The 15,481-nt window shown below is 61.5% G+C and carries 13 protein-coding genes; 9 read left to right on the top strand and 4 right to left on the bottom strand.

Annotation, left to right across the window (positions count from 1 at the left end; genetic code table 11):
• The first annotated feature begins 51 nt into the window (after nt 1-51).
• Nucleotides 52-405: a DsrE/DsrF/TusD sulfur relay family protein gene (locus I6L49_RS00355; RefSeq protein WP_043822380.1), complete on the top strand. Its 354-nt coding sequence runs from the start codon at nt 52-54 to the stop codon at nt 403-405.
• Nucleotides 406-441: 36 nt separating this feature from the next.
• On the opposite strand, the gene I6L49_RS00350 is transcribed toward I6L49_RS00355, so the two are convergent.
• Together I6L49_RS00350 and sohB are read right to left on the bottom strand one after the other, a co-directional pair.
• Nucleotides 442-1,665, bottom strand: coding sequence for an MFS transporter (locus I6L49_RS00350; RefSeq protein ID WP_216950332.1), 1,224 nt, complete (start codon nt 1,663-1,665; stop codon nt 442-444).
• 187 nt (nt 1,666-1,852) lie between these two features.
• On the bottom strand, nt 1,853-2,860 hold the full coding sequence (sohB, locus tag I6L49_RS00345; protein WP_216950331.1) for a protease SohB: 1,008 nt from the start codon (nt 2,858-2,860) through the stop codon (nt 1,853-1,855).
• 222 nt (nt 2,861-3,082) lie between these two features.
• Here sohB and I6L49_RS00340 point away from each other — a divergent pair, with 222 nt between their 5' ends.
• A complete protein-coding gene (locus I6L49_RS00340; protein WP_005334909.1) occupies nt 3,083-3,838 on the top strand; it encodes a YciK family oxidoreductase in 756 nt (251 codons plus the stop codon).
• Nucleotides 3,839-3,970: 132 nt separating this feature from the next.
• Nucleotides 3,971-4,885, top strand: coding sequence for a LysR family transcriptional regulator (locus tag I6L49_RS00335; protein ID WP_179902313.1), 915 nt, complete (start codon nt 3,971-3,973; stop codon nt 4,883-4,885).
• Nucleotides 4,886-4,900: 15 nt separating this feature from the next.
• Here I6L49_RS00335 and I6L49_RS00330 read toward each other — a convergent pair whose 3' ends face one another.
• Entirely contained in the window at nt 4,901-6,073 is a 1,173-nt protein-coding gene (locus I6L49_RS00330; protein WP_216950330.1) for an MFS transporter, read from the bottom strand.
• A gap of 181 nt (nt 6,074-6,254) precedes the next feature.
• Here I6L49_RS00330 and I6L49_RS00325 point away from each other — a divergent pair, with 181 nt between their 5' ends.
• Nucleotides 6,255-7,400 (top strand): MalY/PatB family protein, encoded by a 1,146-nt coding sequence (locus I6L49_RS00325; protein WP_216950329.1) that lies wholly within the window; start codon nt 6,255-6,257, stop codon nt 7,398-7,400.
• Nucleotides 7,401-7,481: 81 nt separating this feature from the next.
• Nucleotides 7,482-8,798, top strand: a complete 1,317-nt coding sequence (locus I6L49_RS00320; RefSeq protein ID WP_254127511.1) for a TAXI family TRAP transporter solute-binding subunit — start codon at nt 7,482-7,484, stop codon at nt 8,796-8,798.
• Nucleotides 8,799-8,902: 104 nt separating this feature from the next.
• On the opposite strand, the gene I6L49_RS00315 is transcribed toward I6L49_RS00320, so the two are convergent.
• Complete coding sequence (locus tag I6L49_RS00315) at nt 8,903-9,817, bottom strand: LysR family transcriptional regulator (RefSeq protein ID WP_005353868.1); 915 nt, start codon at nt 9,815-9,817, stop codon at nt 8,903-8,905.
• Nucleotides 9,818-9,987: 170 nt separating this feature from the next.
• Between I6L49_RS00315 and I6L49_RS00310 the strand changes: the two genes are divergently transcribed.
• From I6L49_RS00310 to ygjK, 4 genes are all read left to right on the top strand, one after another.
• Nucleotides 9,988-11,244, top strand: coding sequence for an adenylosuccinate synthetase (locus I6L49_RS00310; protein WP_005347796.1), 1,257 nt, complete (start codon nt 9,988-9,990; stop codon nt 11,242-11,244).
• A 196-nt stretch (nt 11,245-11,440) separates the two neighbouring features.
• Nucleotides 11,441-11,977, top strand: coding sequence for a YbhB/YbcL family Raf kinase inhibitor-like protein (locus I6L49_RS00305; protein ID WP_005347798.1), 537 nt, complete (start codon nt 11,441-11,443; stop codon nt 11,975-11,977).
• An 11-nt stretch (nt 11,978-11,988) separates the two neighbouring features.
• Complete coding sequence (locus I6L49_RS00300) at nt 11,989-12,789, top strand: AraC family transcriptional regulator (RefSeq protein ID WP_042082583.1); 801 nt, start codon at nt 11,989-11,991, stop codon at nt 12,787-12,789.
• Between the two features lie 195 nt (nt 12,790-12,984).
• Nucleotides 12,985-15,465 (top strand): alpha-glucosidase, encoded by a 2,481-nt coding sequence (gene ygjK / locus I6L49_RS00295; RefSeq protein ID WP_216950328.1) that lies wholly within the window; start codon nt 12,985-12,987, stop codon nt 15,463-15,465.
• Nucleotides 15,466-15,481: the final 16 nt, after the last annotated feature.

Raw genomic sequence — 15,481 nt, 5'->3', positions numbered from 1 at the left:
TTGGCACCCTGTTGGTTCTACAATGGCGCTCTTTTCAATCGGGAGTCTGTTATGAGTCAACAAATTGTGGTCATTGCCAACGGGGCCCCCTATGGCAGCGAATCCCTGTTCAACGCCCTGCGCCTCGCTATCGCCCTCAACGAACAGGGGGGTGCCAGCCTCAAGTTGTTCCTGATGTCCGATGCGGTGAGTGCAGCGCTGGCCGGTCAGGCACCGGCCGAGGGATACAACCTGCGCCAGATGCTGGAGATCCTGCTGGCACAGGGCGTCACCATTCGCCTGTGCAAGACCTGCACCGATGCCCGTGGCATCACCGCCCTGCCGCTGATCGAGGGCATTGAGGTCGGCACCCTGCCGATGCTGGCCCAATGGACCTTGGCGGCCGACAAGGTGCTGACCTTCTGAACCATAAGGGGCTGGCCAGCGGCGAAGTCAGCCCGGTTAGCCTATCACCGACTCCTGCCGGGCACTTCGCCGACCATGATGTCGGGCGCCAGCTTCATAAAGCACAAAAATCGCCACACAAAGCAGCGCCATCAGCACATAGAGCCACTGACCGCTCCACTGCTCGAGGATCCAGCCTCCCAGCAGGGCGCCAGCGGCCCCTCCCAACCCGGCCAGTGCGCTGGCACCAAAGTAGCTCCCCTTGAGGTGGGTGGGGGCCATCTGGTCGATCAGCACGTTGAGCAGGGGGAAGAGGATGGTCTCGCCGATGCTGAGCAGCAGCACGGCGCCAAACCAGTGGCTGCGCACCATCGGATCCCCCAGCGCGAAGAGCAATTGGGCAGCCAAAAAGAGCGCCATGCCGATATGAAGCCGTACCCGCACCGGCCAGCGTGACAACAACCGCAGCAGCGGAAACTGCAGCAGCACCACGGTCAGGGCGTTGGTCGCCACCAGCAGAGCAACCAGCTCGGCCACCTGCGGCATACCGGCTCGGGTCAGGTATTGCACCAGCGGCGAGTGAAACTGGGAGTAGACCAGCACCATCAGGAGATTGGCCATCACCAGCAGCAGGAAGGCGCGATCCGCCAGCAACACCTTGATGGCATCCCGCAGTCCGGGGCCAGCAGCACCCGGCTTGCCTGTGCTGCCAGCCCGGCGAAATCCCCAGCCAAAGGCCAGCGCCAGCAGCAAATAGCTCACCACCAGAAACAGGAAGGTCTCCTGCTGGGCGTTGAACCCGAGGGTCACCCCGAGCAGAGGCCCCAACGCCGCCCCCAGGTTGAGCAGAAAATAGCGCAGGTGCAGTGCCAGCTCCCGTGCCTTGGCCGAGGCCAGACTGTCGGCCATCAGCGCCTTGCCGGGGGCATCGATGAGCCCCGACGAGAGGCCGCTGCCCATCACCCCGACCCCAAGCCAGAACACCTCATGGGAGAAGCCGAGCAGGCCGAAACAGATCATCGCCACCAGACAACCGGCCAGCAGTATGCTGCGCCGCCCGAAGCGATCAGAGAGCCAGCCGCCGTAAAAACTGACCAAGGTAGAGAGGGCCATTGAGCCACCCAGCAACAGGCCGATGAAGGTGGCCGAAAGGTCATACTCCCGATAGAGCAGAATGGAGAGGAAGGGCCACACCATGTAGTAGCTGGTGCGCACCATGAAGGTGCCCAGAATGACAATCCAGACCAGCGGGGTAAATTGCCTGAAGGTGCTCCATGACATCGCTATGCTCCATGCCCCGCAGCTCTTACCACAAGATCCTGTCATAAACGGGGAAAGCATTCAGTTGTAACAGAGGGCCTCAATAGAAACAACCCTCGCTCACCGACAAGGTGCGACCGGATGCAAAAAGGCCAGCCGATGGGCATCGGCTGGCCTTTTTATCACGGGATTTCCCTCGGGCTAGCGCTTAGCGCCAGGGGCTCTGTTGCCACAGCCGCCCCAGTCCGGCTTCCAGTGCCTGCGCGCCCTGCTGCCCCAGCTTCTGGGTCAGGCTTTTTGGCTTGCGATAGCTGATGCCGATCACCTTGTGGTGGCTGGCCTGCGCCAGCAGGTAGTCATCGCTGGTGCAGAGGGTATCCACCAACCCCAGCCCCTTGGCCTGACTTGCCAGCCAGTGTTCACCGGTCGTGACCTGATCGATATCGAGTTGCGGGCGGTGTTCGGCAACAAAGGCCTTGAAGCGCTCGTGGATCGCCGCCAGCTCCTCGCGAAACTTCTCGCGCCCCAGATCGTCGTTCTCGCCGAACATGGTGATGGTGCGCTTGTACTGACCGGCGGTGTGCATCTCGAATTCGATATCGTGCTTTTTCAACAACTTGTTGAAGTTCGGCATCTGGGCGATCACCCCGATGGAGCCGACGATGGCAAAGGGGGCAGCCAGGATCTTGTCCGCCACGCAGGCCATCATGTAGCCGCCGCTCGCCGCCACCTTGTCGATAGCCACGGTGAGCTTGATGTCACGATCGCGCAGTCGCTGCAACTGGGAAGCGGCCAAGCCATAGCCATGCACCACGCCGCCACCGGATTCGAGTCGCAGCAGCACTTCGTCGCCGGGCTGGGCGACGCCAATCACCGCGCTCACCTCCTCGCGCAGGGAGGCCACCTCTTTGGCATCCATGCTGCCGTTGAAATCGAGCACGAACAGGCGACTGCGCTCATCCCCCGCCTTGGCGCGCTTTTTCTGCTCCTCTTTTTGCTGCTTTTCCAGAACCTTGCGCTCGGTCTTGCTGGCGAGCGCGCTCTTGAGCGCAAACTGCCCCAGCTCCAGCTCGCTCGAGAGATCGGTCACCACCAGCTCCCCCTTGCGCGCTTTCGGCTGGCGAGTGCTGACGATCATCAGGATGATGGCGCCGATGGCCAGCAGGAAGGTCACTGTCTTGGCCAGAAACAGGCCATATTCGGTCAGAAATGTCACGATGGACTCCAGAATGGATCGGTTTTCGTCACATTCTAGGGAGTTTGGCGAATGCGCGCAAAAAATCGCAGCCAGTGCCCGGAAAAACCAACCCGAGCATCACAACCTCTCTATTTTCTTCACATTTTTCTTGCCGCTGGCTGGTCAAACAGGCGCGCGGATCAGTACACTTGGCGCCGATTGCCATGCACTTATGGCCGGAATTTGTTAACAGGAGTTGTCATGCTCGATTATCAGGCACCCCGCGATCTGCTCAAGGATAAAGTCATTCTGGTCACCGGTGCCGGCGACGGGATCGGCCGCGAAGCCGCCCTCACCTACGCCGCTCACGGTGCCACCGTGATCCTGCTCGGCCGCACCAGCGCCAAACTCGAAGCCGTGTATGACCAGATTGAAGCGGCCGGTTATCCGCTGCCCGCCATCGTGCCGGTGGATCTGAAAGGGGCCACCGCCGCCCACTACCGCGGCATGGCCGAAACCTTCGCCCAGCAGTTTGGCCGCCTCGATGGCGTGCTGTTCAATGCCGGTCTGCTCGGCACCCTCTCTCCGTTTGAACATATTCAGGAGAAGGAGTGGGACGAGGTGATGCAGGTCAACGTCAAATCGGAATTCCTGCTGACCCAGGCGCTGCTGCCGCTGCTGCGCCAGACTGCCAAGGCGCAGGGCGATGCCTCCATCGTCTACACCTCCTCCAGCGTGGGGCGCAAGGGGCGCGCCTACTGGGGCACCTATGCCATCTCCAAATTTGCCATCGAGGGGATGATGGAAGTGCTGGCTGACGAGCTTGAGAACACCGGTGTGCGGGTCAATACCCTCAACCCGGGCGGTACCCGTACCAAGATGCGCGCCAGCGCCTTCCCGGCGGAAGATCCCATGAACCTCAAGACTCCGGCCGACCTGATGCCGCTCTACCTCTACCTGATGGGGTCGGACAGCCGCGGCAAAACCGGTCAGACCTTTGTGGCTCAGCCAAAATAAACAAGTTGCGTGGCCCAGCCCAAATAAATCAATAAAATACCCAGAGTGTTGTGCGGCAGGGGTTAAATTGAATAGGGGGCACAGGCTCCCTGTTCGAACCACTGACCATCCTATCTCCAATCAGGTTGAACTATGTTTCGTCCCAAGAGCACGTTTGAGCAATGGCGGATCTTTCAGGCGGTGGTCGACTGCGGCGGCTACGCCCAGGCGGCCGAGGCGCTGAACAAGAGCCAGTCCTCCCTCAATCATGCGGTTGCGAAGTTGCAGCAGAGTCTGGGGGTGCCCTTGCTGGAGGTGCGCGGCCGCAAGGCGGTGCTGACGCCAGCGGGCGAGATCTTCCTCAAGCGGGCCCGTCAGCTGAGCCAGCAGGTGGAGGAGCTGGAGAATCTGGCCAACAACCTGGAGCGGCAGTGGGAGCCGCAGATCAACCTCTATGTCTCGGCGCTGCAACCAAGGGATCGCCTCTATCGGGCCTTGGCCAGCTTCTATCCCCGCAGCCGGGGTTGCCGGGTCAACCTGCACGAACGCATTCACTGCCACTTCAACGCCCTGCAACCGGGGGACCTGATGCTCTCCGAGCACCTGCCCGGCGATCGCACCGGCCTGTTGCTGGACGAGGTATGCCTGCTGCCTCTCTGCGCCGCCAGCCATCCGCTGGCGCAAGAGGAGGGGCCCATCCGCAGCGACGTGCTGACCAGCCACAACCAGATCAGCCTTCATCCCCCCATTCACCGCTCGGTGGACTGGAACGATGCGGATGACACCGGCTGGAAGGCGACCCACTACCACGAAGTGCTCGCCATGCTGCGCCTCGGCCTCGGCTATGCCTGGCTGCCGCGCCATCTGGTAGAGCGGGAGCTGGCGGAAGGTTCACTCATACAGCTGGATCTGGAGAGCGGCAACGAGCGCCACCTCTACACCTACCTGCTGACCCTCTCCCCCGAATCTCTCGGTCCTGCGACCGAGCTGCTGCTGCGCTGCCTGCGCAACGAATATCAGGGCGAATCAGCGCCGCTTCCGCACACCCAGCCCCAACACGACAAATAACAGCCAGCCCCCCCGTCAGACGTTGGGCACCCGCCAGCTGGCGGCCAGTGCCACCAGTGCCAATCCCAGCGCCACCATAAAGACCCCGTGGAAACTCCACACCTCCGCCACCACACCGGCGATGGCCCCCGCCATGATGGAGCCGGTGCGGATGCTGTTAGCAAACAGGGTAGTCGCCACCCCGGCCCGCCCCGGCATCAGATCCTGAAAGTAAGACATGCCGATCCCCGCCACGATACCGATGAAGATGGCGTTGAACAGCTGCAAGGCGATCAGGGCGTATTGGTCGGTGAGGGTCACCAGACCTGTGTAAAAGGCCGCGCCAGCCAGCACCGCCAGCAACATCATGGGGCGCTTGCCAAAGCGCGCCGTGTAGTAACCCGCCAGCAGCATGAAGGGGATCTCCAGCGCCGCTGCCGTGCCCATCAGGATACCGGCAAGCTTCTCATCCATCCCGAGCTCCCGGGTGATGTAGAGCGGCATATTGATGAGGTACATGCTGTTGCAGGTCCACATCAGGGTAGAGGCGATAAAGAGCGCCCGCACCGCCGGATCCCGCCAGCTGCTGACCCGCTCGCTCTCTTCAGCCAGCTTGGGCAGTGGCAGCGAGGGCAACCAGCGCCACACCACCAGGGCACAGAGCAGATAGGCCAGTGCCGAGGCCAGATACATCAACTCAAAACCGTAGCCGATGGCCAGCGCGAAGGCGATGGGCGGACCTATGACCCAGGCCAGCGAAAATTGGGCTCGCATCACCGAGCTGAACATGTCCGCCCGCCGGTTGCGGCTGTCGGAGTATTCCCGCGCCAGCGCAAACAGCTGGGGGCTGGCAGTGGCCGCCAGCGCCGCCAGCATCACCCCCAGACTCGCCAGCAGCCAGTAGTTGCGGTTCCAGGCAAACAGCAGGGAGAGTGCCACCCCGACAAAGCAGCAGCGCAGGATCAGTCGCTTGCGATCCCCCTTGTTATCGGAGCGGTGGCCAAGCCACTGGCTGACCAGAATGCCCACCACCGCATTGATGGTATAGAAGAGCCCAACCAGAAAGGGGCGCACCTGCACCTCCTCGGCCAGAAACAGACTTAAGGTAGGCACCTGCAATGCCACCGCAACGCCGGTCATAAAAGTCACGGCAAGAAATGAAAGAGAGACGGGATCCGGGCGTTTGACCGCCGCTATCGACAAGCTCATAGGGTTACCACTGATTGGAAGGACGATACGGGCTAACGGGCGGCAGCCGTATGAAAATTCGGCGCCTATCTTATGTCACTATCAAGAGCGGGCTCAAGGATGCATAAGCAGGTGTGCGCCTTGCGAGGGAGGCCGCGACCCCGTAGAGTGAAAGCCCATCCTGCCAGCACAAGGAGTTCGCATGTTTGATTTTGATCAGGAAGTAGACCGCAGTGGCACCATGAGCTTGAAATGGGACAAGTACAAGGGTCAGGATGTGCTGCCCATGTGGGTTGCCGATACCGACTTTGTCTCCCCCCCGTCCGTGATCGAGGCGTTGACCAAACGGGTCGCCCACGGCATTTTCGGCTATTCACGCCCCTCGCCGCGCCTGATCGAACTCATTATCGAACGGATGGCGACCCGCTATGGCTGGGCCATCGAGCCCGAATGGCTGGTGTTCCTACCCGGCGTGGTGCCGGGGCTCAACCTTGCCTGCAAGGCGTGGAGCCAGCATGGCCGCGGTATCATCACCCCCAAGCCGGTCTATTACCCCTTCCTGCAGGCGCCGGGCTTCAATGATCGTCCCCTGCTTACCGTGCCGATGATTGAAGAAGCCGGTCGCTGGGTGCTGGATCTGGCAGAGCTTGAGCGTCAGGCCCCCGCCGCAGATCTGCTGCTGCTCTGCAACCCCCACAACCCGGGCGGCACCATCTTCACCCGTGACGAGCTGCTGGCCATCGATGCCATCGCTGCGCGCCACAATCTGGTGATCTGCTCCGATGAAATCCACTGCGATCTGCTGCTGGATAAGAATGCCCGCCACATTCCCTACGGCGCCATCAGTGCACAAGCAGCCGAGCGTTGCGCGGTGATGATGGCCCCGAGCAAGACCTTCAATATCGCCGGTCTCTGCTGCTCCTTCGCCATTATCCCCAACGCCCGTCTGCGCTTCAGGCTGCAGCAGGCGATGCGCGGCATCAGCGCCGACGTCAACCTGCTGGGCTTTGTCGCCGCCGAAGCGGCCTATGAGGGTGGCGAACAGTGGCTAACCGAGCAACTCGACTATCTGGCAGCCAATCTGGCCCTGATCCAGCAGGCGGTTGCCCGCTGGCCCGGCGTCAAGCTGGCCAGTCATCAGGCGACGTATCTGGCCTGGATCGATGTGAGCGCCCTTGGCCTTGCCGATCCCATCGCCTTCTTCGAGCAGGCCGGCGTTGGCCTCTCCCCCGGCGCCCAGTTTGGCGACGGTCAGTTCGTGCGGCTCAACTTCGGCTGCACCAGGGCACGACTGACCGACGCGCTGGCACGGATGGAGCGGGCAATCCTCAAACACAGCAAGCCCTGATCAGCCAGCAACGGGATGGGCAAGCCCCATCCCTTTTACCCTGTATCATCAGCCAGCGGTCAACTCAGTCAACGGTCAATTATGTCTCTACGGATCTTGCGTCACCTTCTGCTCCCACTCTGTGCACTCTCTGCTCTGCTCCCCTTTGGCAGCCAGGCGCTGACTATCGGAACGGGCCCGCTCAATGGGGTCTACTACCCGACCGGTGGCGCCATCTGCCGGGTGCTCAATGCCGGCCATGCCCTGCATGGGGACAGCTGCACCGTGCAGAGCACCCGTGGCTCGATGGCCAACCTCAAGGCACTCGACAAGGGGGACGTACAGCTGGCGCTGGTGCAGTCCGATGTGTTGCACCACGCCCTGCACGGCACCGGCCCCTTCAGCGGGCAGGGGGCCAACAATGAGCTGCGCAGCCTGTTTCGCCTCTATCAGGAATCGTTGACCCTGCTGGCCGCCCCCAATAGCGGCATCACCACTCTGGCAGATATCGAAGGGAAGCGGGTCTATCCCGGCAACAAGGGCGCCGGTGAACAGATCACCAGCCAGGCCCTGATGGCAGCAATGGGATGGCAACCCGGGCAGTTTGCTGCCTATCAGCTCAAATCGGACAGCGAACCGCTGGAAGGGCTGTGTGACGGCTCGCTGGATGCCGCGTTTGTGGTTGCCGGTCACCCCAGTCTGGCGGTCGGCGATCTGATCAGCCGCTGCAAGGTGCGCCTCATTCCCATCGAAGGGGAGCAGATAGACACGCTGCTCAAACAACACCCCTACTACCAGCGCAGCCGTATCGCCGCCAACCTCTATCCGGGGCAGACCACAGCCATCAACAACATCGGGATGAGTGCCGAACTGGTGGCGCTGGCCAGCCTGCCGGACCCCATCGTCCGTTCCGTGCGCGATACCCTGCTGGCCCGGGTCAAACAGTTCAGTCGGCTGCATCCTGCCCTGAGCAAGGTGACCCCCGAGCAGTTGCAGGCGCAAACCGAGCTGCCCCTCCATGCGGGGATGTCGGATCAAACGCCAGCCCCCTTGCCCCTGACCCCCGAGCAGTTAACCGCGGAACAGCTGACGCCGGAGCCGTTAACACCAGCGCCATCGGCCTCGGAGGCGGTGCCCACGACAGAGCAGGTGAGTGCCGCCGACGGGACGACAACGCCCATTGAGGTGCCCTCTGACGCGAGCGCCACTAGCAGTGCCGCCGTGGCGACAGAAGCCACAGAGGTTAATCCCTTGCCCGAAGAGGCGCTCGAGATCCCCCCCGAGCTCACTGCTACGCCGACCACTGAGGGTCAGAGCGTGGCCCCTTCGGCCGCAGCGTCAACGGCCCCAGCACCATCGGCTGCCGTTTCGGCTCAGTTGCCGCAAAGCGCCTCTGCGGCCACTGCACCACAGCACTGAGTGGTCAGCTCCCACAAACGCATCAGGGCAGCTTCGGCTGCCCTGATTGTTGATATCCGTTCGATAGTGGCGAAGTCGATTGGCCTGCTCACCTTGCCGTACCGCTACGGCTCCATCACCCGGGTCAGATAGGGGTTGGGCTTCTGGATCTCCTCCTCCACCCAATGCAGCAACTGCTTGATGGCCCGAGACAACACCTGATTCTGGCGTACCACGTAACCCAGACTGGTACCAGGAAAATCGCCGAGGCTGGTGACCGGCGCGGTGAGGTTGAGGCGCGGATGCAGGGAGAAGTCCGGCACGATGGCGACACCAAAGCCCGCCTCGGCCCAATCCAGCTGGGCATCGACGCTGCCCACCTCCATGATGCGACAGGGGGGCAAGGCCAGCAGCGGCAGGGACGGGTCGATCAGCGCCCGGGTGCGGGTGTCGTGACCGAGCAGGATCAGGGTCGGCTCGTCGAGGGGATCGCTCTCTCCCGCCACCGCCCGCGCCTGCCAGCGGGCAAGGCCGTGGCCCAGCGCGCACCAGGTCACCTGTTGCAACTCGGTATAGAAGAGCGGTTCGCTGCGCTTTTGCGCCATGACAAAACCCAGATCCGCCTTGCCCGCCTTGACCAGCTCGGCCGCCTGATCCGAAGTGGTGTTGAACAGGGTGAGGTCGATGCCGGGAAACTCCCGCTTGAAGCGCTGGAACGGCTGGATCAGCAGCAGGCGTGAGATGATGTCGCTGGCGGCAATGGCCAGCGTCCCCTGACTTAGCTGGTTGAGGGCATTGAGATCGGACTGGCAGAGCTGCAGCTCGGCGATGGTGCGCTCGGCACTTTGCAGCAGCCGCTCCCCCGCCTGCGTCAGGCGAAACGGACTGCGCTCGATCAACCGCACCCGGGTCGCCTGTTCCAGCCGCTTGATATGCAGGCTGACATTGGGCTGGGTCATGTGCAGCTCGGTGGCGGTCTGGCCAAAATGTTGCAATCGGGCCAGAGTGACAAAGGTTTGCAACCAGTGAATATCCAGCATAAGAGTCCCTCAACCCGCAATGTGCGGGGCTTACCAGGCAAAATCGAGCAGTTTGCCGCTTAATTGGCCATAATTATATGGTTCTCTTATCGGAATTATAAAGATAATTAATTTTTCTAATCCGCATCAGGCTCCTAGGATGGACGCCTAACGTCTTAGGAGAAAGAGTCATGTCGTCTATCGTAGTCGTAGGTGCTAACTGGGGTGATGAAGGCAAAGGCCGCATCGTGGATTATCTGGCAGGTCAAGCTGGCGCCAGCATTCGCTTCCAGGGCGGCAACAACGCTGGCCACACCGTGGTCAACGACCTTGGCACCTTCAAGCTGCACCAGGTTCCGAGTGGCGTATTCAACCCGGATTGCCTGGTTGTCCTCGGCCCGGGCATGGTGATCAGCCCCGAGAAACTGACCGTCGAGCTCGAGGAAGTCAAAGCCTCCGGCGTGACTCCGAAGCTGGCCATCTCTGACCGCGCAACCCTCTGCCTGCCGCTGCACGCACTGGAAGATACCCTTGAAGAGCAACGTCTGGGTGACGGCGCCTATGGCTCCACCCGTCAGGGCATCGCCCCTGCCTACGGTGATCGCGTGATGAAGAAAGCGATCCTGGTTGGCTGGCTGAAACAGCCGGACGTGCTGGTCGAGCGCATCCAGTTCATGCTGGACTGGAAACTGCCGCAGATGAAGGCTATCTACCCCTCCTTCGAATTCACCCAGACTGCCCAGGAGATGGCCGACTGGCTGCTGGAAGTCTCTGCCCCCTGGATCGACGCCGTGTGCAACGTCAGCATGCCGCTCAAAGCGCTGCAGGCAGAAGGCAAGACCCTGCTGTTCGAAGCGCAGCTGGGCGCTGGCCGTGACCTGATCTACGGCGAATACCCCTGGGTCACCTCCTCCCACGTATCTGGCGCCTACGCCGGTATCGGTGGCGGTCTGCCGGGTCTGCGCCCGGAGCGCGTCATCGCTGTGGCCAAGGCATTCAGCTCCTCTGTCGGTACCGGCACCCTGCTGACCGCCATGGAGAACCAGGACGAGTTCCGCAAGATCACCAATGAGTTCGGCGCTACCACCGGCCGTCCCCGTGATGTCGGTTACTTCGACGCTGTCGCCACCAAGAACGGTGTCGAGCTGCAAGCCGCCACCGAAGTGGCCCTGACCAAGCTGGACTGCCTGACCGGTCTGCCGGATCTGAAGATCTGCGTGGCCTACGAAGGTGCCCACACCGAGAACCCAATTTGGCCGCAAACTGCAGCCCTGAAGCCGGTTTACGAGCAGATGGAAAGCTGGAGCGAAGACATCACCGGCTGCCGCACCTTTGAAGAGCTGCCGCGCGCTGCCCAGCAGTACGTGCTGCGTATCGAAGAGCTGCTCGGCGTACCGGTTCCGATGGTTTCCGTCGGCCCGGGCCGTGACGAGATGATCCTGCGCTAAGCCGCACCTCTCATCGTCAAACAAAAAACCGGCATCCCTGATGCCGGTTTTTTTATGGCTGCCGTTTACCTTCTTGCCATAAAACCACCCAAAGGCTCAATTAACTCACCAATTGACCTCACATTGAGCCGTTCTGCAATAACATTCTACCCTGCCCTCGTTAAAGTGAACCCGTTACCACACGAGGAGTCACCCGATGAAATTGCTCAAACAGAGTGCCCTGTTGCCACTGCTCTGCCTGACGGCCATGCCAGCCTTTGCCATGACCCTGAAGAGCACGGACATTCACGAAGGCCAGTTGATGGACAAACAGTTCAGCTTCAACGGCTTTGGCTGCAGCGGCGACAACCACTCGCCCCAACTTAGCTGGCAGGATCTGCCGGCAGGCACCAAGAGTGTTGCCATCACCGCCTATGACCCCGATGCCCCTACCGGCAGCGGTTGGTGGCACTGGCTGGTGGTTAACCTGCCTGCCACCCAGAGCGAGCTTGCCAGCAATGCCTCCGGCAAGCTCAAGCAGGGATTGGAGATCCGCACCGACTTTGGCAACCAGGGTTACGGCGGCCCCTGCCCGCCCGCTGGTCACGGCATGCACCGCTATCAGTTCACCGCCTGGGCCCTGCCCCATGATCTCGAGGTGAAGGCTGATACCCCGCCCGCTATGGTAGGCTACATGCTCAACAGCATGGCGCTCGGCAAAGCCACCCTGACCGCCACCTTCGTCACCCCCTAGGAGCCAACCGGATGAGCACTCCCCTGCTGCAACAGAGCCACTATCTCGGGATCCGCCAACAGCCCCTGCATCGGGTGCTCATCTATGCCCCGACCCTTATCTGGGTCACCCAGGGGAGCAAGCAACTATGGTGGCGCGAGCGACGTCTGTCGTTTGACAGGGAGCGGTGGCTGCTGATCCCGGCAGGCCACCAGCTCACCTTCGTCAATCAGCCGGAGCAGGGCAAGTTTCGCTCCCACGCCATCACGCTGCTCACTCCGCCGCCACCAGAATGGCTGGCAGAGTCAGCCCCTTCCCACGCCGATCTGGAGGAACCCGCCGTCAAGGTCACCCCCGGGCTCGCCTTCTGCTTCGAGCTCATCAGCACCATGGCCGAACGGGGACTGAGCGAGGCGACCCAGGCCGAACTGCTGCGCGGTTTCTATGCCGAGCTGCGGGCCGCCAACGCCCTTGGGTTACTCTTTCCCGCCAGCACCATGACCCTCGCAGAACGGTTGGCACGCTACCTGGCGGTGGAACCCGGCATCGACCACACCCTGGAGGCGGTGGCCCCCCACTTCTCCATGAGCCGCGCCTCCATGGTGCGCAAGCTGGCCGCCGAAGGTCGCAGCTTTCGCCAGTTGCTGGCTCAGGTACGCATGAGCCACGCCCTCAACCTGTTGCAACAGGGCCTGACCCCGCTGGAGGTCGCCCTCGCCTGCGGTTATGACTCCCCCAGTCGCTTTGCCGCCCGCTTCAAACAGGAGTTCGGCCTGACGCCCCACCAATACCTGCACACCTGCCCTGCCAGATTGGCGAGCAATGGCAAGTAAAATATTACTTAAAGCCAATCTTATGTAACCTGATGTAACCCGGTGATCCCGCTCACATTGCCGCCTCTTCAGAGTGTGATCTCGCGCCAACGCTCCCTTTTCTCTTGCCATACAATGGCTACCGAACACCTTTTCACTAAAAATAAGCGTAAAAAATCTTCCTTTTAACCTACATAAACGGAATTGGAGCGAGAAATGTTTCGTAAAACTTTACTCTCGGTAGCCCTAGGCTCCGCCCTGTTCGGACTGACTGCCTGCAACGATAACCAGACAGAGAGCAGCACAGTCGCCAAACCGGAGCAGGCCATCCAGTACAAGGACGTGATCGACCGTCGGGGAACACCGACCCAATTCCGCGACTTTGACAGCTACTCCAACCTCAAATACAACCCGCTGCTCGATCTGGGGGCCTGGCACGGTTTCCTGCTGCCTGCCAGCGACAAAGAGTGGGGGGGCTTTACCGGCCCCATGGTCATCTCCGAGGAGTACAGCCTCTTCTTTGCCAGCGAGCTGGACAAGCTCACCCTGAGCGATGCGAGCGGCCGCCCGTTCCCGCTCACCAGCGCCCGCAAGCAGGAGGTGTACGCCATTCCCGGAGCGCTGGTGCAACGCTTCGAGTTCGAGCCCTTTACGCTGGAGCTGGAGCTGCGTTATGGCGATGCCCGCACCGCTCTTATCCGCACCCGACTCATCAATCAGACCGATGCACCGCTCAACCTCAACCTCAACTGGCAGGGCGAGTTGCTCAATCAATGGGATGCCAAAGATACGATTGCCAGCAAATATCCAGGCTGGACTCGCACCATCAGCGAGAGCGACAAAGGAATCGAATTCCAGTTAGGCAAACTGCGCAGCACCTGGAACATCATGCAGAGCGGCAGCGCCCGCTATCGCATCGACCGCACCCTGCCAAGTCGCACCACCCTCGACCATAAGACACTGGGCTACCAAAGTGACGCCAGCATTACTCTGGCCGCCAAGGGGAGCGAGGATATCTACACCCTGCAGAGCTATCTCCACTCCGAAGATGACGCCAGCCGCCATCAGCAGAGCCGTCAGGCCCTGCTGGCCAACCCGGCCAGCTATTTTGCCGACTCCATCCGCCGCTGGGAGGGCTACCTTGCCAAGGGGCTCTCCAATCAGGGTATCCCCGAGTCGGAACGCCGCATCGCCGTCAAGGCAATGGAGACCCTCAATGGCAACTGGCGCTCCCCGGCTGGCGCCATCCTCCACGACGGGGTAACCCCCTCCAATACCGCCCGCTGGTTCGACGGCGTCTGGGCTTGGGACAGCTGGAAGCACGCCTATGCCATGGCGCACTTCAACCCTGAGGTGGCCAAGAACAACGTGCGCGCCATGTATGACTATCAGGTGCAGCCGGATGACCCGGTGCGACCGCAAGACGCGGGCATGGTGATCGACGCCATCTTCTACAACAAGCTGGCGGATCGCGGTGGCGATGGCGGCAACTGGAACGAGCGCGACACCAAGCCGCCCCTCTCCGCCTGGGCTATCTGGGAAATCTACAGCGCCACCAAGGACAAGGCCTTTATCGCCGAGATGTATCCCAAGCTGCAGGCCTACCACGACTGGTGGTACCGCGCGCGGGACAACAACCGCAACGGTATCATCGAATATGGCGCCACCAAGCATGTGGAGCACAACGACGAGTACGGCAATATCACCTTCAAGGTGCAGTTCTCCAACGGTATTCCCGCCGGGCTGGATCTCTCAAGCTGTACCAGTGAGGGGGATGGCTGGTATGCCTGCGCCGGAATGCCGCTCTATCAACAGGTGTTGAACGTGGGCGGTTACAGCGACATGGATATCGGTGCCCAGCACGGCGCCGGTTGGGAGTCAGGCATGGACAACGCCGCCCGCTTCGGCTTTATCGAACCGGGCCAGCTGCAACGCTATGCCGACAAGACCTATGGCGGAGATTTGGCCAAGGCACGTCAGGACTGGAACGTCGCCTTCTTTGAAAACCATCAGGACAATGGCGATTTGATCGGTTTCTCCATCGATCAGGAGTCAGTGGAGCTCAACGCCTTCCTCGCCAAAGAGAAACGCATTCTGGCAGACATGGCCGACCTGCTTGGCAAGCCGGACGACGCGAGCCGCTACCGCGATGGCGCGGCCCAGCTGGCTGGTTACATCAACAGCTGCATGTTCGATGAGGCGTCAGGCTTCTATTACGATCGTCAGATTGCTCAGGGGGATGTGGCTGACGGCAACGGCTGTGTCGGCAAATTGCTGACCTCCCGCGGCCGTGGCCCGGAAGGGTGGAGCCCGCTCTGGGCAGAGGTCGCCGACAAGGAGAAAGCGGCGCGGGTGCGCGAGGTGATGCTCAACGCACGGGAGTTCAACACAAAGATCCCGCTGGGCACAGCCGCGCTGACCAACCCGGCCTACGACCCCAATATTTACTGGCGCGGCCGGGTATGGCTCGATCAGTTCTACTTCGGGGTGAAGGGGCTGGAGAACTACGGCTATCGCAGCGATGCCGAGGCACTGGTCAACAAGCTGTTCAACAATGCCGAAGGACTGGCGGGCAGCGGCCCCATCCGCGAAAACTACAATCCCGAGACAGGCGCCATGCAGGGGGCCAGCAACTTCAGTTGGAGCTCGGCCCACCTCTATATGCTCTATCGCAGCTTCCTGAAACCACAGGCGTAAGCTTGCTCCACCATGC

Source organism: Aeromonas sp. FDAARGOS 1419 (genome assembly GCF_019047045.1).
In the GTDB taxonomy this organism is placed as follows: domain Bacteria; phylum Pseudomonadota; class Gammaproteobacteria; order Enterobacterales; family Aeromonadaceae; genus Aeromonas; species Aeromonas veronii.
The sequence above is the reverse complement of the archived record's forward strand: the minus strand, read 5'-3'. Positions and strand labels throughout refer to the sequence as shown.